The following is a 19,650-nucleotide window of genomic DNA, read 5'->3' on the forward strand; positions in this document are numbered from 1 at the left end:
GGGTAACCGGTGGCCCCCGGCCGGACGCGCGCCGGACGGGCCGGACCGGGGCGCACGACCGGCCGGGCCCGTCCGCGTGGCGCTCAGCCCCGGTTCTCGGTGCGGGCGCGCAGCTCCTTCTCCTTGGCCACGACCTCCTCGCCCGCGTAGGCGAAGTCCTCGTCGCTGAAGATCTGGCGGATCTCCAGCTCGGACTCGGCGCCGGTCACGTTCGGGACGCGCCTGACCCACGCCACGACCTCGTCCCAGCTCGGCAGCTCCAGGATCCAGAAGCCGGCGAGCAGCTCCTTGGTCTCCGCGAACGGGCCGTCCACGACGGTGGTGCCCTCGCCGGAGAACTTCACCCGCACGGCGTTCGAGCTGGGGTGCAGGCCCTCGCCCGCGAGCAGGATGCCCGCCTTGACCAGCTCCTCGTTGAAGGCGCCCATCGCGGTGAGCTCCTCCGGGGTGGGCATGACGCCCGCTTCGCTGTCGGCGGTGGCCTTGACCAGGACCATGAAGCGCATCTGGGACTCCCCTGCGGTCTCGACCGGGTCCCTCCCGGTCTCCTCACCAAGGCGACGATCGGGACGGGGCCCGGATCGACACGTGCCGGGGATTTTTTCGGAAGTTTTTCCCGAGCGCCCGTCGTGGCCGGTCAGCGCCTGGTCAGCGCCTGGTCAGCGCGGGTCTGCGGGTGGGCGGCAGGTGGTCGGTTCGGGGAACCTGGCCGCCGCGAAGGCGCTGGGCGGGATGCGGAAGACCGCGCGGAAGTCGGCGGCCAGGTGCGCCTGGTCGTGGTAGCCGAGGTCGGCGGCCCGCGCGGCCCAGGTGCGGTCGCCGTCGCGCTCCAGCGCCGCCCGGCGGACCCGGTCCAGCACCGCGTACCGCTTGGGCGGCAGGCCGGTCGCGGCGGTGAACACGTCCCGCAGTCGCCGCTCCCCCAGGTGCAGCGCCTTCGCGGCGTCCGCGACGGTGCGGTGGCGCAGCTGGGCCGTCGCGGCGGTCACCAGCGCGGCGTGGCGGGGTTCGGCGCGGACCACCCCGCGCTCGCGGGCCAGCGCGGCGAACGCCACGGGGTCGGCGGCGACGGCGTCCGCGGCGGCGTCGCCCCACAGCGCGCGCAGCGGGGTCGAGCCGTTCACCAGGTCGGCCGCCGGGAGGCCGAGGACGGCAGCCGCCGCCGGGGTCAGCCGCAGCACGTGCCGGACGGCGGAGCTGCCCGCGAAGTAGGTGGCGGTGGTGCGGGGGCCGAGCACGAACGGCTCGCGGGTGACCGTGCACAGCACCACGGTGACCGCCGGGTCCGGGAGGAGCACCCCCGTGCCCGGCCGGAGGGTGAGCACGTCGTGCGAGTCGACCAGCGGGCGCATGTCCGTGGTCAACAGTGCCGATTTCTCCAAGATTCCGCACCGGTCGCCCGGCCAGGCTGGGCCGCATGATCCTGATCACCGGTGCCTCGGGCACCATCGGCGGCGCGGTGTCCCGGCTGCTGTCCGAGCGCGGCGTCGAGCACCGCGCGGCGTCCCGCACCTCGGCGTTCCCCATCGACTACGGCGACCCGGCGTCGCTGCGCGCGGCGGCCGAGGGGGTGGACGCGCTGCTGCTGGTGTCGCCGGGCGGGCCGGACGTGCCCGCGCACGACCGGGCGGTGCTGGCGGCGGCCCCGCACGTGCGGCGGGTGGTGAAGCTGTCCGCGATCGGACGGGTGGGGCCCGCCCGGCCGCACCTGCCGACGGAGGCGCGGGTGCGGGAGCGGCCGGAGTGGGCGGTGCTCAAGCCGAGCGTGTTCGCGTCCAACGCCCTGCGCTGGGGCGGCGACCCGGTGCCGAACCCCGTGGGGGACGGCGGGTCCGGGGTGGTCGACCCGCGCGACGTGGCGGAGGTGGCGGTGGCCGCGCTGCTCGGCGAGTGCTCGGGCGAGCTGGTGCTGACCGGGCCGGAGGTGCTGACCGTGCCGGAGCAGGTGGTGGTGCTCAACGAGATCACCGGCCGGAACTGGTCCACTGTGGACGTTCCGCTGGAGCAGCTGGTCGCCGGGCTCCCCGAGGCGGGCGCGCGGGTGCTCGCCGAGGGGGTGGAGCTGGTGCGCGGCGGCGGCAACGAGGTGGTGACCGGGACGGTCGCCGAGGTGCTGGGGCGGCCCGCCCGGTCGTTCGCCACCTGGGTGCGGGAGGTCTACCCGCGCTGAGCCAGCGCCTGCACCCGCTCGTACGACGGGACCTCCGGGGTGGGCAGGCCGTCGCGGAACGCCTCGGCGGTCGCGACGGCCGCGCCCAGCGCGGCGCGGAACAGCAGCGACCCGGTGCTGACCCGCTTGACGCCCAGGTCGGTGAGGGTGCGGAGGTCCAGCTGCGCAAGCAGGTTCAGCGGGACGGGCAGGGCGGCGACGGCGCGCTCGATCCCGGCGGGGTCGGCGAGGCCCGGCAGGAACACGCCGTCCGCGCCCGCGTCGGCGTAGCGCAGGGCGCGGTCCAGGGCCGAGGCGCGGTCGATCCCGAGCCAGTGGCAGTCGACCCGCGCGTTGACGAACAGCGCCGGGGCGGCGGCCTTGGCGCGGCGGATCAGGTCGGCCTGCGCGGCGGGGTCGGCGAGGTGGTCGCCCCGGCCGTCCTCGACGTTGATCCCCGCGACGCCCAGGGCGTGCAGTTCGGCGGCGAGGTCGGCGGGGTCGGCGCCGAACCCGGCTTCCACGTCGACGGTGACCGGGACCGGCAGGTGGGTGATCCGCCTGGCCAGCGCGAGGGTCTCGGCCTTGGCGCGGCCCTCGGCGTCGGGCAGTCCGGCCGCCGCCGCGACGCCGAGGCTGGTGGTGCCGACCGCCGAGAACCCGGCCTCGGCCAGCGCGGTGGCGGAGGCCGAGTCCCAGGCGTTCGGCAGCAGCAGCGGGGTGTCGGCGTGGTGCAGGCGGTGGAACGCCCGCGCGCCCTCGGCCATGGCCAGCGCGTGCGCCCGCCCAGGGCAGGCGTGGCGGCCCGCGCCGAACGGGCGCCCGGCCAGGGGCACCTCCACGACCTGCCCGTCCCGGACCCGCCTGGTCGCGGGCACCGGAGGGGTGGCGCCCGCGATCAGGGCGTCGGTCGCGGTGGTGGCCTGGACGAGCAGGCCGATCCTGGCGGCGGTGGGCTCGTCCCAGCGGTTGCCGAAGGCGGCCACCAGGCGGGCGACCGCGGCGTCGGCGGCCGGGGACGGGGGCAGGTGCGGGTGGTAGGCGGAGGCGGTGGCGCGCACGTCGCGGGCGATCGCGCGGGGTGCGCCGAGGGCTTCGGCGAGGGTGGCCACGTGGTCGCCGGGCCTGCGCAGGGACTCCGGCGGGATGGTGGCCAGGAGCCGCTCGGCCAGCGCCCTGCGGCGGGTGTGCGCCTCACCTTCGCTGAAGCGGGCGACGGTGGCCCGCAGCCAGGCGACGCCCCTGGTCGCGGGCGGCACTGGGGGCACGGGGAGGTCCAGGTCCATGCGGCGACGGTAGGGGCGGGACGGTTCGGCGCGCGCCGAAGTGAGGTCCGTCAGGTCTGGACCTCCACCAGGTGCTTGCCCCGGACGCCGCCCGCCTCGAGCGCGCGGTGCGCGTCGGCGACGTCCGCCAGGGCGAACACGGTGTCCACGTCCGGCCGCAGCGCCCCGGACTCGGCGGCGGCGGTCAGCTCGGCGAGGCGCTCGCCGGACGGGTTGTTGCTGAACAGCTTCACCCGGTGCGGGGCGAGCGCGGCGTGCAGGGCGGTGGTGGCCAGCGAGGTGACGGCGCGGTCGTGGTCGAAGGAGAGCGGGACGATGCGCCCGCCCCTGGTCAGGAGCCTGCGGTAGGCGGGCAGCTCGGTGCCGACGACGTCGACCACGACGTCGAAGCGGCCGAGGTCGCCGGGGCGGGTGGCGCGGTGGTCCAGCGCCTCGTCCGCGCCCAGCTCGCCGGTGACCCAGTCGAGGTCGCGGGCGGAGGCGAGCGCGGTGACGTGGGCGCCGAGCGACTTGCCGAACCGCACCAGCGCGCTGCCGACCCCGCCCGCGGCCCCGCGCACGAGCAGCCGCTCGCCCGCGACGAGGCGGGCCTCGTGCCGCAGGGCGGTGATGGCCGTGGTGCCGGAGACGGGGAGCGCGGCGGCGGCGAGGAGGTCGAGGTCGCCGGGGGCGCGGGCGATCCGGTCCTGCGGCACGACGACCAGCTCGGCGACCGAGCCCATGGTCATGTGCGGCACGAGCCCCCACACCGGGTCTCCGGTGCGCCGGCCGCGCACGCCCGCGCCGAGCGCGGCGACGTGGCCGCTGAACCCGGTGCCGACGCCCTTGGGGAAGGGGCCTCGGGAGAGCAGGCGCAGCTTGCCGGAGCGGAAGGACTGCTCGCCGCCCTCGACGCTGGCGGCGCGGACCCGGACGAGGACCTCGCCGGGGCCGGGCTCGGGGTCGGGGACGTCCTCGACCCGCAGGACGTCGGGGGGACCGAAGCGGTGGTACCTGGCGGCGCGCACGGGGACTCCTGGTCGACTTAAGCGGGGTGGCACCCCACTTGCTGTCCGGTACCGTAGCGCAGAAGTGGGGAGGCCCTCCACTTCATGGGGTCGGAGGTGGTCCGTGGCCGAGGTCGGCGGGCGGCGGCTGCGGGCCGACGCGCAGCGGAACGTGGACCGGATCGTGGCCGCCGCGCAGGAGGTCTTCCGGCGGGACGGGGCAGGGGCGTCGCTGGAGGAGATCGCGCGGCGGGCCGGGGTCGGGTCGGCGACGCTGCACCGGCACTTCCCCGGCAGGCAGGCGCTCCTGGAGTCGGTGTTCCGCGACCGGCTGGAGGCGCTGTGCGCGCGGGCCGACGAGCACGCGGCCGGGCTCGCGCCGGGGGACGCGCTGCTCGCGTGGCTGCGGGACTTCGTGGAGTACGCGTCCACGAGCCGGGGGCTGGTCGCCGCGCTGCTGCCCGAACCCGAGGACTGCGGGCGGCAGGACGGCTGCGGCGGGCGGATCACCTCGGCGCTGGAGGGGCTGCTGCGGCGGGCGCGGGAGGCCGGGGCGGTGCGGGACGGGGTGCGGGGGGACGACGTGCTGGCGATGGTGAACGGGATCTCGCTGGTGACCGAGCTGCGCGGGGACGACGGGCAGGCCGAGCGGCTGCTGGACCTGGCGATCGACGGGATGCGCGGCGGGCGGTGAGGGTGGCGCGCGGGTGGTGACCGGCGGTTCGGGACGGCCGGGGACGGTGCGGGATGCGCCACACCTGGCGGGCGCGGGCCGCGAAAGACCTGGTCAGCGGGCCGGGCGGGCGGGCGCGGGCCAGGTGGGCGGGCGCGAACCGGGCAGGCGGGCACGGGCCCCGGTCAGCGGGCCGGACGGGCGAGCGCGGGCCGAGTGGGCGCGCACGGGCGAGGCGGGTGAACGCAGGTCGGGCGGGCGCGCGGCTGGCGGTGGCGGTGGGGCCGAGCGGTCACGGCCGGGCCGAGTGGTCAGGGCCGGGCCGAGTGGTCACGGCCGGGCCCAGCGATCAGGGCGGGGCGGTCGGAGCCGGTGCGGGTGGCGGGAGCGGGGGCGGGATGAGCGCGGAGCGGGTCGCGGCGCTGGCCGGGTTGGTCGCGGATCGGAGTCGGGCCGCCATGTGCCTCGCGCTGCTCGACGGGCGGGCCTGGACGGCCGGGGAGCTGGCGCGCGCGGCCGGGGTCTCGGCGTCCACCGCGAGCGAGCACCTGGCGCGGCTGGTGTCCGGCGGGTTGCTGGTCGAGCGGCGGCAGGGGCGGTGGCGGTACCTGCGGCTCGCGGACCCGTCCGTCGCCGGGCTGCTGGAGGCGCTGCTCGCGCACGCCGGTCCCGCGCGGCCGACCGGCGGGTTGCGCGCCTCGGTCGCCTCGGCGGCGCTCGCCCGCGCCCGGACCTGCTACGACCACCTCGCGGGCGCGCTCGGCGTCGCCATCACCGATGCCATGATCGCCTCCGGGCTGCTGGACAGCGGCCCCGGCGACGGCGGTCCCACCCCGCTGACCACCCCGCTGACCGGCGCGCCCGTCCCGCCGACCGGCGGTCACCCCACCTCGCCCACCACCCCGCCCGGCGCGCTCGTCCTCACCGCCGAGGGCCACGCCTGGCTCGCCGGCCTGGGCGCCGTGCTGCCGCGCGACCGCCCCGCCGCCAGGGCCTGCCTGGACTGGACCGAGCGGCGCGACCACCTCGCGGGCTCGGCGGGCGCCTGGCTGTGCGCGCACCTGCGCGAGCGCGACTGGGTCCGCCCGGTCGGCAGCGGCCGGGCGCTCCAGGTCACCCGCACCGGTGAAAGTGCCCTGTTCGACCTGTTCGGGTTGGATCTCGGGGTGATCGGGACGCGCCCCGGCGACCCGCGCGCGACCTCGGGGGCCGCCGGGCGGGGTCGCCGCTAGCGCGGGCTACGCGCCTTCGACGTCCACCACGATGCAGGTGATGTTGTCCGGCCCGCCCTCGCCGTTCGCGGCGGCGATCAGCGACGCGATGACCGCGTCCCGGTCCTCGTCCGCCGTCAGCAGCCTGCCGATCTCCCCGGCGGCGACCACGTCGCTCAGGCCGTCCGAGCAGATCAGGTACCGGTCGCCGGGCTGCACCTCGTGGAAGAACAGGTCGGCGTCGTGCGCGCTCCCCGCCTGCAGCGCCCGCATCAGCATGGACCGGCCGGGGTGGGCGGCGGCCTGCTCGGCGGCCATGCGGCCGTCGTCGACCATCGCCTGCACCACGGTGTGGTCCCTGGTGATCTGGGTCAGCTCCCCGCCGCGCGACAGGTAGGCGCGCGAGTCGCCGATGTGGCACACCGCGAAGCGCTTCTCCTCGCCGTCCCACAGCAGCGCGGTGAGGGTGGTCCCCATGCCGCGCATGTCGAAGTTCTCCTCGGCCAGGTCGGTCAGCCGCACCGCGATCTCGCGGGTGGCCGCCGCCAGCTCGGTCAGCGGGTCGTCGGCGTCGACGTCCACGTCGGCGAGCACCGCGACCGCGATCGAACTGGCCACCTCGCCGAAGGCGTGGCCGCCCATGCCGTCCGCGACGGCGAACAGGCGCTCGCCGCAGTGCACCGAGTCTTCGTTGGCCTCACGGCGCTGACCGGTGTCGGTGCCGACGGCGTAGCGGAGCGCATACATGCCGCACAGTGAATCACCCGCCGGTACGCGGACGTGCGGCGAGTCAGCGCGGACGTCCGTAGAACTCGCTCAGAACCAGCATCGCAGCACCCGCAGCAACCAAGTCGTCACCCAACGGGGTCACTTCGACATCGACGACCAGCCAATCGTGTTTCGGCAGGTGGTAACGAACACCCTCCGCATACGCTTCGGGCTGGGCGAGGACGGCGCGACCGGCGAGCACCACGCGCTCCACGTCGAGCACCTGGACGAGCCCGGCGACCGCCACCCCGACCGCCGTGGTGGCCGCCCCGAGGTCACCGCGCGTGGCCGCCGCGTTGTGCACCGCCTCGGCGCACCCGGCCCGCCCGCACACGCACGGCGGCCCGTCCAGCCGGATCGAGGTGTGCCCGAACTCGCCCGCGTTGGTCCGCGCGCCCCGGTGCACCCGCCCGTCGAGCAGCAGCCCCGCGCCGAGCCCGGTGCCGACCCACACCAGCACCGCGTCGCGCAGCTCCTCGCCGCGCCGCCAGGACTCGGCCACGATCGCCGCGTTGGTGTCCTTGTCCACCACCACCGGCAGCCCGAGGCGCTTCTCGGCCAGGTCGCGCAGCGGCACCTCGGTCCACCCCGCCAGGCCGTTCGGGTCGAGCACGGTGCCGGTGCGGTGGTCAAGCGGCCCGACGAACCCGATCCCCAGGCCCAGCAGGCGCTCCTCCACGTCGGGGGTGCGCAGCCGGTCGGCGAGCGCGGCCAGCTCGGCGACGAACGCGTCGGGCCCGAACCCTGGCGGCAGCGGGGCGACGGCGCGGCCGACCACGTCGCCCGCGAGGTCGGCGAGCACGACCCGCAGCTCGTCCCGCTCGACCTGGGCGCCGAGGGCGAGCCTGCGGTCGGCGGCGAGCTTGAGGAGGGTGCGGGGCTTGCCGACGCCGACGTTGCGGGTGCCGGACTCCAGCAGGAGGCCGTCGCCGATGAGCCGGTTGACGATCTTGGAGACGGCCTGCGGGGTGAGGCCGCTGCGCTCGGCCAGCTCGACCCTGGTCATCGCGCCGGACCTGGCCAGTCCGAGCACGACCGCGTCGTTGTAGCCGCGCAGGAAGCGCAAGTTCGGCACGTGGTCATTCTGGCACGCTCGGTAGTTACACCATGGTGTTGTTTTAGGGTTGAGGGATTGCTCCGGACGGGGATTCGGCATCCCGCACGGGAGCTGCGCCGGGCAGTGCGGACCGGGCGCCGGAGCGGAGGCCCGACCAGACGCCGGACCAGATGCCGGACCGGACGCCGGACCAGATGCCGGACCGGGCGGCGGTCCGCGTGGACCGCCGCCCGATCGGCGCCTCCCGCGCCGCCGGGCTGGACGGCGGTCGCCCCGGTGGCGGGAGAGGGCTCGGCGGGATCAGGGGGTCAGCAGAACACCTCGGTGAGCAGCACGCGCAGCGCCTCGTCCGGCTGCCCCCGCAGGTCCGGGCCGGTGGTGACGGACAGCTCCAGCCGCTTGCGGGTGTCCCCGCTGCTGATCATCATCGAGCTGTAGCCGGGGATGCCGCCGCTGTGGCCGTGGGCGACCTGCCCGCAGGGCACGTCCACCCGCTCGACGCCGAGGCCGTAGTCCGGGCTCAGCTCGCTGGTCCTGAGCATCTCGGCCAGCAGCGCGGGCTTGAGCAGCTCCCCGCCGAGCAGCGCGGCGACGAACCGGTCGGTGTCCGCCGTCGTGGAGATCATCTCGCCCGCCGCGTGGGCCATGGACGGGTTGAGCCGGGTGGCGTCGGTGAACTCGTCGGGCGCGTACCGCAGGTACCCGTGGGCGTGCGGCCCGGGGATGTCCACCCGCGTGCCGGGCACGCTGGTGTCGCGCAGCCCCAGCGGCTTGAGGACGCGGCGCTCCACGGCGTCGCCGTACGGCCTGCCGGTGAGCTTCGCGATCAGCTCGCCGAGGACGACGTAGTTGGTGTTGGAGTAGCTCCACCGGCTGCCGGGCTCGAAGTCGAGCGGCTTGGCGGTGGACAGCGCGACCAGCTCCGACGGCTGCCAGGTGCGCCAGCGCAGCGTCTGGAAGTCGGCGAGGTCCGCGAACAGGTCGGTGGTGTAGTCGTGGAGCCCGCTGGTGTGCTGGAGCAGCATCCGGACGGTGATCCGGTCGCCGTCGGGCAGCAGTCCGGGCAGGTGGCGGGAGATCGGCTGGTCCAGCTCGGCCTTGCCCTCGCCGACCAGCTGGAGCACCACGACCGAGACGAACGTCTTGGTGATGCTGCCGACCCGGTACCGCCCGTTCAGCGGGACGGGCCGGGACGAGCCGCGCTCGGCGGTCCCCGCCCGCGCGGTGAGCTGCTGCCGCCCGTCGGTCAGCCGCACCTGGACGCCCTGCGCGCCCAGCGCGACCACGTCGTCCAGGGCCTTCTGCACCGCGGCCCGGTCGATGCGGCCCCCCGCCGCGTCCTCGGCCGCGGACGGCACTGACGGCGCGGCCGTCGCCGTTCCCGCGATCCCCACCAGTGCCAGCGAAGCCGCCGCGACGAGCGCGGTCCCCCTCGTGAGCCTCAACGCGTCCTCCGGTTCGTCGGGTCCGTGCCGTCACCACGGAACTGCCGCCGATCCTGCTGGCATGGGCCGCCCCGCGTCGTCTTCCCGAGGGACGACCTGCCCGTCCTCCTGAGGTCTTAGCCCACCCCGAGGCGTTGTCAGGGGTTCCCACGACCCGCCCTCCCGGAGTACCACTAGTCCTTTGGAGTGATGAAGTGGTCTAGACCTTGACCGGTAAGTGGTCTGAACCACATGTTTGCCTCACCCTGCAACGAGTTTCCCTGCGAGGAACACATGTCGAAGACCAGATGGCATCTCACGGCCTTGTTCACGGCCGTCGCCGCCCTGGGTGTCGGCCTCCTGGTCGTCCCCTCGGCCAGTGGTGCGGGCGGCGTCTCCGCCACCTTCACCAAGGGCAGCGACTGGGGCACCGGCTACGAGGGCAAGTACACGATCAAGAACGGCAGCACGAGCGCGCTCGCCTCCTGGACGGTCGAGTTCGACCTGCCCGCCAACCACCGCGTCACCTCGCTGTGGGACGGCAGCCACACCACCAGCGGCCAGCGCACCACCGTCAAGGGCACCTGGAACGGGGCGCTCCCGGCGGGCGGCACGGCCAGCTTCGGCTTCAACGTCTCGTACACCGGCACCTACACCGGTCCCACGAACTGCAAGCTGAACGGCGCCTCCTGCGACGCGGGCGGCACCAACCCGACCACCACCACGACCACGTCGACGACGACCACCACCGGTGGCCCGACGACGACCACGTCGAACCCGCCCCAGCCCGGCGGCGCCAAGAACCTGGGCTACTTCACGGACTGGGGCATCTACGCCCGCAAGTACTACGTGAAGAACATCGTGACCAGCGGCTCGGCCGCGAAGCTGACGCACATCAACTACGCGTTCGGCAACGTGACCAACGGCCAGTGCGTCATGGGTGACGGCGACGCCGCCACCGAGAAGGCCTTCACCGCGGCGGAGAGCGTCGACGGCGTGGCCGACACCTGGGACGGCTCGCTGCGCGGCAACTTCAACCAGCTGCGCAAGCTGAAGAAGGCCTACCCGCACATCAAGGTGCTGTGGTCGTTCGGCGGCTGGACCTGGTCCGGCGGCTTCGGCCAGGCCGCGCAGAACCCGGCGGCCTTCGCCGAGTCCTGCTACAACCTGGTCGAGAACTCCAAGTGGGCCGACGTCTTCGACGGCATCGACATCGACTGGGAGTACCCGAACGCCTGCGGCCTGTCCTGCGACAGCAGCGGTTTCGCCGCGTTCAAGAACCTGTCCCAGGCGCTGCGCGCCAAGTTCGGCCCGAACAACCTGGTGACGGCCGCGATCACGGCGGACGGCACCAACGGCGGCAAGATCGACGCGGCGGACTACGCGGGCGCGGCGCAGTACCTCGACTGGTACAACGTCATGACCTACGACTACTTCGGCGCGTTCGCCCCGACCGGCCCGACGGCCCCGCACTCGCCGCTCAACGGCTACGCGGGCATCCCGACCGCGGACTTCCACTCGGACGCCGCGATCAAGAAGCTGAAGGCGAAGGGCATCCCGTCGTCGAAGCTGCTGCTGGGCATCGGGTTCTACGGCCGCGGCTGGGCGGGCGTCACGCAGGCCGCCCCCGGCGGCAGCGCGACCGGTCCGGCCCCCGGCACCTACGAGCAGGGCATCGAGGACTACAAGGTCCTGAAGACCAGGTGCCCGGCCACCGGGACCGTGGGCGGCACCGCCTACGCGTACTGCGGCAACCAGTGGTGGAGCTACGACACCCCGGCCACCATCGGCGGGAAGATGAGCTACGCCAAGGGCCAGGGCCTGGGCGGCGCGTTCTTCTGGGCGCTGGACGGCGACACCACCAACGGCGAGCTGATCACCGCGATCAGCAACGGCCTGAAGTAGTCGCGCGAGCGCTGTGAGCGGCCCCCACCGGACTCCCGTGCCGGTGGGGGCCGCTCCGCGTTGTCGGGGGTTCGGGGCGCGGGGTTGGCGGGGGTTCGGATCGGGGGTTCGGATCGGGTGTTCAGAGCGTGCCGGTGAGCCGGTGGTCGAGCGCGGTGTGGCGGCGCCCGGCGCCCACCGTGCGCACCGCCTGCCCGATCGCCTTGCGCGAGCCGACCAGCACCACGAGCTTCTTCGCGCGGGTCACCGCCGTGTAGAGCAGGTTCCGCTGGAGCATCATCCAGGCACTCGTGGTGATTGGGATGACCACGCACGGGTACTCACTGCCCTGTGAACGGTGAATCGTCATGGCGTAGGCGTGGGTCAACTCGTCCAGCTCGCCGAACTCATAATCCACGTCCTCGTCCTCATCGGTCCGGACCGTCACCCTCTGCTCCACCGAGTCGATCCCGGTGACCACCCCGAGCGTGCCGTTGAAGACCCCGTTCGCGCCCTTGTCGTAGTTGTTGCGGATCTGGGTGACCTTGTCCCCGACCCGGAACACCCGCCCGCCGAACCTGCGCTCCGGCAGGCCCTCGCGCGCGGGGGTCAGCGCCTCCTGCAGCACGGCGTTGAGCCCGCCCGCGCCCGCCGCGCCCCGGTGCATGGGCGCGAGGACCTGCACGTCCTTGCGCGGGTCGAGGCCGAACTTGCGCGGGATGCGGCGCGCGACCACGTCCACGGTCACCTCGGCCGCCTCCTCGGCGTCCTCGACCGGGAACAGGAAGAAGTCCGCCAGCCCCTGCACCACCGGGGGTTCGCCCGCGTTGATGCGGTGCGCGTTGGTGACCACGCCGGACTGCTGGGCCTGGCGGAACACGTGCGTGAGGCGCACGTTCGGCACCGGGCTGCCGGTGGCCAGCACGTCCCGCAGCACCTCGCCCGCGCCCACCGAGGGCAGCTGGTCGACGTCGCCGACCAGCAGCAGGTGCGCGCCGGGAGGGACGGCCTTGACGAGCTTGTTGGCGAGCAGCAGGTCCAGCATGGACGCCTCGTCCACGACGACCAGGTCCGCGTCGAGCGGCCGGTCGCGGTCGTAGGCGGCGTCACCGCCGGGCTTGAGCTCCAGCAGGCGGTGCACGGTGGACGCCGCGTGGCCGGTCAGCTCGGCCAGCCGCTTCGCGGCGCGTCCCGTCGGGGCGGCGAGCACGACCTTCGCGCCCTTGGCCAGGGCGAGGCGGACGATCGAGCGCACGGTGAAGCTCTTGCCGCAGCCGGGTCCACCGGTGAGCACGGCGACCTTGTTGGTGAGCGCGAGGCGCACGGCGGCCTCCTGCTTGCCCTCCAGCTCGGCGCCGAGCCAGCGGAGGGCCTTGGTCCAGTCCACGGAGGCGAACGCGGGCAGCCGGTCGTCGTCGGTGGCGAGGAGTCGGCGCAGCTGGGTGGCCAGTGAGATCTCGGCGCGGTGGAAGGGGATCAGGTAGACGGCGGCCTCGCCGTCCGGCTGGATCTCGCGGACCACCCCCTCCTCGTCGACGAGCTCGGCGAGGCAGTCGATGACCAGGCCCGCGTCGACCTGGAGGATGCGGATGGCGTCGCCGATGAGCTCGTTCTCGGGCAGGAAGCAGTTGCCGCCGCCGGTGGCCTCGGAGAGCGTGAACTGGAGGCCGGCCTTGATGCGCTGGGGGCTGTCGTGGGGGATGCCGACGGCCTTGGCGATGACGTCGGCGGTGCGGAACCCGATGCCCCACACGTCGGTGGCGAGCCGGTAGGGCTCTTCGCGGACCACGTCGATCGAGCGGTCGGCGTACTGCTTGTAGATGCGCACCGCGAGGGAGGTCGAGACCCCGACCCCCTGGAGGAAGACCATGACCTCCTTGATGGCCTTCTGCTCCTCCCACGCGGCGGCGATCATCTTCGTGCGCTTGGGCCCGAGCTTGGGCACCTCGACGAGGCGCTCGGGGTGCTGCTCGATGACGTCGAGCGCGTCGACCCCGAAGTGCGTGACGATCCGGTCGGCGAGCACGGGGCCGATGCCCTTGATCAGGCCGGAACCGAGGTAGCGGCGGATGCCCTGGATGGTGGCGGGGAGGACGGTGGTGTAGTCGTCGACGTGGAACTGCTTGCCGTACTGCGGGTGCGAACCCCAGCGCCCGCGCATCCGGATGGACTCACCGGGCTGCGCGCCGAGGAGGGCCCCGACGACGGTGATCAGATCCGCGCCACGCCCGGTGTCGACGCGGGCGACCGTGTACCCGGTCTCCTCGTTCGCGAAGGTGATCCGCTCGAGCACGGCTTCCAGCACAGCACCCTCGGCCACGGGGGCAGCGTAGCCCGGTCGGGGGCGGGTGGGGTGGGGGTTGGCGCAGCGGGATTGGCGGCGCGGAGGCCACCTGCCTCTCCTGGTGGACCGAGGGCGCTGCCGCGCAGGCGGTTTTCAGGTGCTGGCCATGATCTGACGGGCGCGTTCAGCCGCTTCGACCCGGCGGGCGGGAAGCGGGCGACGGCAGTTCGAGAGGAACGCCGAACCGGGGTCCACACCGCCCGGCAGGCCTCGCCCCCTCGCCTCCACCCCTCCACCCCTCCACCCCTCCACGGAACCTTCACAACTCCCCCCGCCCTCCTCCACACCCCGCCCCTAAAGTCGCCCCCATGACGCGCAGGGTGCTGGTCGTCGAGGACGACCCGACCATCGCCGACTCGGTCGCCGCCCGGCTCCGGGCCGAGGGGTTCGAGGTTCTCGTCGCGCACGACGGGCCCTCCGGGGTGGGGCGGGCGCTCGCCGAGGGGCCCGACCTGGTCGTGCTCGACGTCATGCTGCCCGGCTTCGACGGGCTTGAGGTGTGCCGTCGGGTTCAGGCGCAGCGGGCGGTGCCGGTGCTCATGCTGACCGCTCGCGGTGAGGAGACGGACCTGCTCGTGGGGCTCGCCGTCGGGGCCGACGACTACCTCACCAAGCCCTTCTCGCTGCGCGAGCTCGCCGCCCGCGTGCACGCCCTGCTCCGGCGCGTCGACCGGGAGCGGGAGCGGGGGTCCCGGAGCAACCGGATCGTGCTCGGGGACGTCGAGGTCGACCTCGGGGAGCGGCGGGTGCTCAAGGGGGGCTCCGAGGTGCACCTGACGCCCACCGAGTTCCAGCTGCTCGTGCACCTCGCCGGGCGGCCCCGTGCGGTGCAGTCGCGGGAGCGGCTGCTGAGCGAGGTGTGGGACTGGCCGGAGGGGACCAGCACGCGGACGGTCGACAGCCACGTCAAGGCGTTGCGGCGCAAGCTCGGCGGCGGCCTCATCCGGACCGTGCACAGCGTCGGCTACGCGCTGGAGGTGCCCCGGTGACCGGGCGGGAACGGGCTCGGGCGCTGCTGGACCGGGTGCCCCGCCCGCTCGACCCGATGCGGTCCATCAAGTTGAAGATCGCCGCCGTGGTGCTGGTGTCCTGGGCCGCCGCGTTCACGTTCTTCCGCATCCGCATCGGCTGGCTCGCGCCGACCACGGTGTTCGGCGCTCTCGGCATCGCGCTGGTCATCTCGCAGGTCGTCGGCCACGGCATGACCCGCCCGCTGCGCGAGATGACCTGGGCCGTCGGCGCGATGCGGCGCGGCGACTACAGCCGCCGGGTGCGGGCGACCGGGCGGGACGAGGTGGGGCAGCTCGCGGTCGCGTTCAACGAGATGGCGGCGGACATCGCGGACGCCGAGCAGCGCCGCCGCGAGCTGATCGCGAACGTCTCCCACGAGCTGCGCACCCCCATCACCGCGCTCCAGGCCGTGCTGGAGAACGTGGTGGACGGGGTCGAGCAGGCCGACGCCACCACGATGCGCACCGCGCTCGCCCAGACCGAGCGGCTCGGGCGGCTGGTCGCGGAGCTGCTGGACCTGTCCCGCATCGACGCGGGCGCGCACCGGCTCGACCTGTCCGAGGTGGACGTCCCCGAACTGCTCGGCTCCGCCGTCGCCGAGGCCGCGGTGGCGGCGCCGTCGACCCGGTTCGCCGTCGACGCGCCGCCGGGGACGGCGGTCACCGCCGACCGCGCCCGGCTGCACCAGGTCGTGCAGAACCTGCTGGACAACGCCACCCGGCACGCCCCGCCCGGCGGCGAGGTGCGGATCACCGCCCGCGCGGTCGGCGAGGTGTTCGCGCTCGCCGTCGAGGACGATGGCCCCGGCATCGCCGAGTCCGACCGGGAACGGGTGTTCGAGCGGTTCACCAGGGGCGAGCGGGCCAGCGGCGGCGGCACCGGGCTGGGGCTCGACATCGCGCGGTGGGTGGTCGACCTGCACGGCGGCGCGATCCGGGTGGTCGACGCGCCCGGCTGCCGCATCGAGGTGACCCTCCCCCGGCACGGGCGACCGCCCACCGGCTGAACGACCACCGCACCACCGCACCACCGCACCGCGCTTCCACGACGGGTGACCCGCTCCGGGGTCCACCCGCGACCACACCTGCACCGAGGGGGACCCGACCGTGCCCGAAGAACCTGAGCCCAGCGCTGGGGGAAAACCCCGGAACACCCCGCCGGGGAAACCCGAGCCCACCGCCGTCACCACCGTTGAGCCCTCCCCCGGCAAGCACTTCACCCCCGGCGCGCCACCCCGACGGCCACTGACCCCCGAGGACGGCGCCCGCCGCGCCAAGGCCGTCCTCGCCGCGCTCACCGCCGCGGTGGTCGCCGCGGTCGTCGTCCCCCACGAGACGCACGGCGTCGGCTGGCCCATCGCCGCCGTCGTCGTGCTCGCCCTCGTCGGACGGCGGGTGCGCGTGGGCTGGGCGGCGCTGTCGGTGCTGCTGGCGTCGGTGGCCGCGTTCCGGGCCTCCGGCTGGCTGTTCGCCCTGTGCCTGGTCACCGGCCTGGTCACCGCCTCGCTGGCGGTCACCGGCGGGCGCACGGTCCGGGGGCTGCTGTGGGGGTCGTTCGCCGTGCCCGCCACCTCGCTGGTGGCGCTGCCCTGGGGCGCGAGCGGGGTGGCGGCGCACCGGGCGGGCGGGTGGGTGCGGCCGGTGGTGCTCACCTGCGTGGTGCTGCTGGTGTTCCTGCCGCTGCTGGCGAGCGCGGACGAGGCGTTCGCCGACCTGGTGCTGAGCGTGCTGTCGCAGCCGGGCGCCCCGGCGCCGGTCACCGCGTTCTTCGGCGCGGCGGCGGGCGCGGGGGTGCTGGCGGCGCGCCGGTTGCAGGCGCTCCCGAACACCTCCGACCGGCCGCTCGACCCGGCCCGGCCGGTGGCGCGCCGGGACTGGGCGCTGCCGGTGGGGGCGCTGGTGGCGCTGTTCACCGCGTTCGTGGCCGTGCAGCTGCGCACCCTGTTCGGCGGCGACCGGCACGTGCAGGTGACCGCCGACCTGACGTACGCCGACTACGCGCGCGGCGGCTTCGGCCAGCTCGTGGTGGTCACCCTGCTGACGCTGGGCGTGCTCGGCGCGGTGTCCCGGTTCGCCTCGCGCGCCACCGGGCGGGACCGGGTGTGGCTGCGGGCCCTGCCGGGGGCGCTGTGCGCGCTGACCCTGGTCATCGTCGCCTCGGCCGTGCACCGCATGTGGCTCTACCAGCGGGCCTACGGGTTCACCGAGCAGCGCGTGCTGGCGCTGGCCGCCGAGCTGTGGCTGGGCCTGGTGTGCCTGGTGGTGCTGGCCGCCGGGGTGCGGCTGTCGGCGGCCTGGCTGCCGAGGGCGGTGGTGGCGACGGCGGCGGGCGCGGTGCTGGCGCTGGCCGTCGCCAACCCGGACCTGCTCGTCGCGGAGGCCAACGTGGCGCGCTACGAGGCCACCGGGCGGATCGACCAGCCCTACCTGACCACGCTGTCCGTGGACGCCGCCCCGGCGCTGGCGCGGCTGCCCAAGGAGCTGCGGGTCTGCCACTGGCCGGACCGGCGTCAGCGCTGGACCGGGTGGAACCTGGCGTGGGCCCGGTGGGCCGACGAGCCGTGGGGCGCGGGCCGGTGCCGGTGGTGAGCCCTGCCAGCGGTGAGCCCTGCCGGTGGTGAGCCCTGCCGGTGGTGAGCCCTGCCGGTGGTGAGCGGGCGGATTGTCACCCGTGGGCGGTTCAGGGCAAGCGGAAGTGGCGAACGCCGCACTCGGGTCTTGACCGGCGGGCTCGCGGGTACGCCCCACGGGAACGTACCCGCGAAGAGGAGGTGCCACGCGTGCCCGCCCCCGTTGTCACGATCGTCACGTTCGCCGGATCGGTGCTGGTCGCCCTGGTGGCCGTGGCGCTGGTCCACCGGACGGTCGCCAGGATCGGCCGCAAGTCGGAGCTGTTCGCCAACCTGGCCCGCCACCTGCACCGGCCCGCCCAGGTGGTGGCCGCCCTGGTGGCCCTGCAGCTCTCCCTCGGCGTCACGGCCAGCGGGGAGTGGCGGCCCACGGCGCTGCACGCGGTCGGGATCGCGCTGATCCTGAGCGGCGCGTGGCTGCTGGCGGCGCTGCTGGTGGTGCTGGAGAACGCGACGCTCTCTCGCGTCCGCATCGACGTGGACGACAACCGGCACGCCCGGCGGGTGCACACCCAGGTCCGGCTGATGCGCCGGGTCACGGTCGGCGTGGTGTCGGTGGTGGCCGTCGCCGCGGTGCTGATGACCTTCCCCGGCGCGCGGGCGGCGGGCGCGTCGCTGCTGGCGTCGGCCGGCGTGATCGGCGCGATCGCGGCGCTGGCCGCGCAGTCGCTGCTGGGGAACGTGTTCGCCGGGATGCAGATCGCGTTCAGCGACGCGCTGCGGCTGGACGACGTGCTGATCGTCGAGGAGCAGTGGGGCCGGGTCGAGGAGATCACCCTGACCTACGTGGTGGTGCACCTGTGGGACGACCGGCGGCTGATCCTGCCGACCTCGCACTTCCTGAAGACCCCGTTCGAGAACTGGACGCGCACCCAGTCGGCGCTGCTCGGCACGGTCGAGCTGGAGGTCGACTGGACGGTGCCGGTGGAGGAGATGCGGCAGGAGCTGCGGCACGCGCTGGAGAGCACGGACCTGTGGGACGGGCGGGTGTCGGTGCTCCAGGTGACGGACGCGCTGCGCTCGTTCGTGAAGCTGCGGGCGCTGGTGTCCGCGCGGGACGCCCCGAGCCTGTGGGACCTGCGGTGCGTGGTGCGCGAGCACCTGGTGACGTGGCTGCGGGCGAACCACCCCGGCGCGCTGCCGCAGGTGCGGGTGCGGGACATGCCGAAGACCACGCCACGGCGGCCGGAGGTGGCGGAGCCGCACGGGGACAACCGGGTGTTCGGCGAGAGCGCGGACGGCGAGGAGCGGGTGCAGGCGTTCAGCGGGCCGACGAGCACGCAGGAGATGCAACCGGTGCGGGTCGGGGTTCCGTCCTCGCCGTGACGACCGGTGGTCCGGGGCCTGGAGCGCGCGAGCGCGGGATGCGGTGGTGCGGGGTGCGGCGATTCGGCGGGACGGGGCTCGGCAGGGCTGGGCTCGGCGGGACAGGGCTGGGGGCGCTGGTGCTGGGCGCGGTGGCGGCGGTGGTCGTCGGCTGCTCGGCGGGTGGGGGCGGCGCGAGCTCGCCACCGCCCTCCCCGCCGCAGGAGCGGGGCACGGTCAGCACGTCCGGGACGTTGTCCCCGCAGCGGTCGACGGTCCCGTCGGCCGGGACGACGAGCGCGGAGGCGCCGGTGCCCGAGGGGAAGAGCAGCGGGGACAAGCTGACCGAGCAGGGCAGGGCGGCGCTGCGCGAGGCGCGGCGCGCGGGCGCCCGTGAGGTCGAGCTGGTGGTGGTCGCCGAGCGGGGCCACGAGGCCGAGGTGGTCGCGGCGGCGCGGGAGGCGGGCGCGCGGGTGCTGGCCGAGGACGCGGCGGTCGGGTACGCCCGGCTCGCCGTCCCCGTGGAGCGGGCCGAGGCGTTCGCCTCGTTGGCGGGCGTGCGACGGGTCGACGTGGACCAGCCGGTGGAGCACCGCCTGCCGGAACCGTGATGCTCCGGGACGCCGAGCGCAACCGCGTCCGAATGCCGGGAAATGGCCGGTGGCGGAAATGCGCGGGTTGCGCGGTCGACCCGGCGGCGTCATGAATGCGTCGTGGATCACCCCGCCAATGCGCGCCCCGAGCGCAATCCGACAACACGCCCGAATGCCCGGCGGGTCGAGTTCGACCCGTCGGGCCCGGCATTGTCCGGGCCGTCGGCCGAGCGGTGGGGGGACGCCGTCCGGCCGACGGCGGTCGACGACGGCGGGAGCGCGCGCCACCCCCGAGCGGATCCGCGGGCCAGGGGGAGTGCCCTGCGGAAC

17 protein-coding genes are annotated in these 19,650 nt (G+C 74.8%); 9 read left to right on the forward strand and 8 right to left on the reverse strand.

Translation table 11 applies throughout. The annotated features are described in order from the left end of the window. Positions 1 to 83: 83 nt before the first annotated feature. The gene (locus AMIR_RS30710; RefSeq protein WP_015804885.1) at positions 84 to 506 is read right to left on the reverse strand and encodes a YciI family protein; all 423 of its coding nucleotides are present in this window, start codon (positions 504 to 506) and stop codon (positions 84 to 86) included. Positions 507 to 659: 153 nt separating this feature from the next. Next, positions 660 to 1,364 (reverse strand): helix-turn-helix domain-containing protein, encoded by a 705-nt coding sequence (locus tag AMIR_RS30715; RefSeq protein WP_143760971.1) that lies wholly within the window; start codon positions 1,362 to 1,364, stop codon positions 660 to 662. 53 nt (positions 1,365 to 1,417) lie between these two features. Here AMIR_RS30715 and AMIR_RS30720 point away from each other — a divergent pair, with 53 nt between their 5' ends. Further along, on the forward strand, positions 1,418 to 2,170 hold the full coding sequence (locus AMIR_RS30720) for a Rossmann-fold NAD(P)-binding domain-containing protein (protein ID WP_015804887.1): 753 nt from the start codon (positions 1,418 to 1,420) through the stop codon (positions 2,168 to 2,170). Here AMIR_RS30720 and AMIR_RS30725 read toward each other — a convergent pair. After that, positions 2,158 to 3,435 carry an isocitrate lyase/PEP mutase family protein gene (locus tag AMIR_RS30725; RefSeq protein WP_015804888.1) on the reverse strand — a complete coding sequence of 426 codons (1,278 nt, stop codon included), beginning with the start codon at positions 3,433 to 3,435 and terminating at the stop codon, positions 2,158 to 2,160. The genes AMIR_RS30720 and AMIR_RS30725 overlap by 13 nt on opposite strands. Before the next feature lie 50 nt (positions 3,436 to 3,485). Beyond that, complete coding sequence (locus tag AMIR_RS30730; RefSeq protein ID WP_015804889.1) at positions 3,486 to 4,442, reverse strand: NAD(P)-dependent alcohol dehydrogenase; 957 nt, start codon at positions 4,440 to 4,442, stop codon at positions 3,486 to 3,488. Between the two features lie 103 nt (positions 4,443 to 4,545). On the opposite strand from AMIR_RS30730, the gene AMIR_RS30735 reads away from it, so the two are divergent. Both AMIR_RS30735 and AMIR_RS30740 read left to right on the forward strand, forming a co-directional pair. Then, entirely contained in the window at positions 4,546 to 5,115 is a 570-nt protein-coding gene (locus AMIR_RS30735; protein WP_015804890.1) for a TetR/AcrR family transcriptional regulator, read from the forward strand. 377 nt (positions 5,116 to 5,492) lie between these two features. After that, a complete protein-coding gene (locus AMIR_RS30740; protein WP_015804891.1) occupies positions 5,493 to 6,326 on the forward strand; it encodes an ArsR/SmtB family transcription factor in 834 nt (277 codons plus the stop codon). Positions 6,327 to 6,332: 6 nt separating this feature from the next. Here AMIR_RS30740 and AMIR_RS30745 read toward each other — a convergent pair whose 3' ends face one another. The 3 genes from AMIR_RS30745 to AMIR_RS30755 all read right to left on the reverse strand — a co-directional run bounded on the left by AMIR_RS30745 (position 6,333) and on the right by AMIR_RS30755 (position 9,575). Then, complete coding sequence (locus AMIR_RS30745; RefSeq protein WP_015804892.1) at positions 6,333 to 7,052, reverse strand: PP2C family protein-serine/threonine phosphatase; 720 nt, start codon at positions 7,050 to 7,052, stop codon at positions 6,333 to 6,335. Positions 7,053 to 7,095: 43 nt separating this feature from the next. Then, complete coding sequence (locus tag AMIR_RS30750; protein ID WP_015804893.1) at positions 7,096 to 8,148, reverse strand: ROK family transcriptional regulator; 1,053 nt, start codon at positions 8,146 to 8,148, stop codon at positions 7,096 to 7,098. Positions 8,149 to 8,438: 290 nt separating this feature from the next. Next, entirely contained in the window at positions 8,439 to 9,575 is a 1,137-nt protein-coding gene (locus AMIR_RS30755) for a serine hydrolase domain-containing protein (protein WP_015804894.1), read from the reverse strand. Positions 9,576 to 9,848: 273 nt separating this feature from the next. Here AMIR_RS30755 and AMIR_RS30760 point away from each other — a divergent pair, with 273 nt between their 5' ends. Next, entirely contained in the window at positions 9,849 to 11,459 is a 1,611-nt protein-coding gene (locus tag AMIR_RS30760) for a glycosyl hydrolase family 18 protein (RefSeq protein WP_015804895.1), read from the forward strand. A gap of 121 nt (positions 11,460 to 11,580) precedes the next feature. On the opposite strand, the gene recD2 is transcribed toward AMIR_RS30760, so the two are convergent. Beyond that, the gene (recD2, locus tag AMIR_RS30765) at positions 11,581 to 13,758 is read right to left on the reverse strand and encodes an SF1B family DNA helicase RecD2 (RefSeq protein WP_015804896.1); all 2,178 of its coding nucleotides are present in this window, start codon (positions 13,756 to 13,758) and stop codon (positions 11,581 to 11,583) included. A gap of 332 nt (positions 13,759 to 14,090) precedes the next feature. Here recD2 and AMIR_RS30770 point away from each other — a divergent pair, with 332 nt between their 5' ends. The 5 genes from AMIR_RS30770 (at position 14,091) to AMIR_RS30790 (ending at position 19,338) form a co-directional block, all read left to right on the forward strand. Continuing rightward, a complete protein-coding gene (locus AMIR_RS30770; protein WP_015804897.1) occupies positions 14,091 to 14,771 on the forward strand; it encodes a response regulator transcription factor in 681 nt (226 codons plus the stop codon). Beyond that, positions 14,768 to 15,799: a HAMP domain-containing sensor histidine kinase gene (locus AMIR_RS30775; protein WP_015804898.1), complete on the forward strand. Its 1,032-nt coding sequence runs from the start codon at positions 14,768 to 14,770 to the stop codon at positions 15,797 to 15,799. Before AMIR_RS30770 ends, AMIR_RS30775 begins: the two co-directional genes overlap by 4 nt. A gap of 100 nt (positions 15,800 to 15,899) precedes the next feature. Then, entirely contained in the window at positions 15,900 to 17,381 is a 1,482-nt protein-coding gene (locus tag AMIR_RS30780; protein WP_015804899.1) for a DUF4153 domain-containing protein, read from the forward strand. A gap of 191 nt (positions 17,382 to 17,572) precedes the next feature. Next, positions 17,573 to 18,748 (forward strand): mechanosensitive ion channel family protein, encoded by a 1,176-nt coding sequence (locus AMIR_RS30785; protein WP_015804900.1) that lies wholly within the window; start codon positions 17,573 to 17,575, stop codon positions 18,746 to 18,748. Between the two features lie 53 nt (positions 18,749 to 18,801). Then, the gene (locus AMIR_RS30790) at positions 18,802 to 19,338 is read left to right on the forward strand and encodes a hypothetical protein (protein WP_143760972.1); all 537 of its coding nucleotides are present in this window, start codon (positions 18,802 to 18,804) and stop codon (positions 19,336 to 19,338) included. The last annotated feature ends 312 nt before the right edge of the window (positions 19,339 to 19,650 follow it).

The organism is Actinosynnema mirum DSM 43827, from assembly GCF_000023245.1.
GTDB classification, from domain to species: Bacteria; Actinomycetota; Actinomycetes; order Mycobacteriales; family Pseudonocardiaceae; genus Actinosynnema; species Actinosynnema mirum.

Bases quoted from the DNA above. Each gene is read 5' to 3' on its own strand.
- AMIR_RS30745 (WP_015804892.1), bottom strand. From the start codon at position 7,052: ATGTATGCGCTCCGCTACGCCGTCGGCACCGACACCGGTCAGCGCCGT.
- AMIR_RS30720 (WP_015804887.1), top strand. From the start codon at position 1,418: ATGATCCTGATCACCGGTGCCTCGGGCACCATCGGCGGCGCGGTGTCC.
- AMIR_RS30770 (WP_015804897.1), top strand. From the start codon at position 14,091: ATGACGCGCAGGGTGCTGGTCGTCGAGGACGACCCGACCATCGCCGAC.
- AMIR_RS30725 (WP_015804888.1), bottom strand. From the start codon at position 3,435: ATGGACCTGGACCTCCCCGTGCCCCCAGTGCCGCCCGCGACCAGGGGC.
- AMIR_RS30760 (WP_015804895.1), top strand. From the start codon at position 9,849: ATGTCGAAGACCAGATGGCATCTCACGGCCTTGTTCACGGCCGTCGCC.
- AMIR_RS30740 (WP_015804891.1), top strand. From the start codon at position 5,493: ATGAGCGCGGAGCGGGTCGCGGCGCTGGCCGGGTTGGTCGCGGATCGG.
- AMIR_RS30710 (WP_015804885.1), bottom strand. From the start codon at position 506: ATGCGCTTCATGGTCCTGGTCAAGGCCACCGCCGACAGCGAAGCGGGC.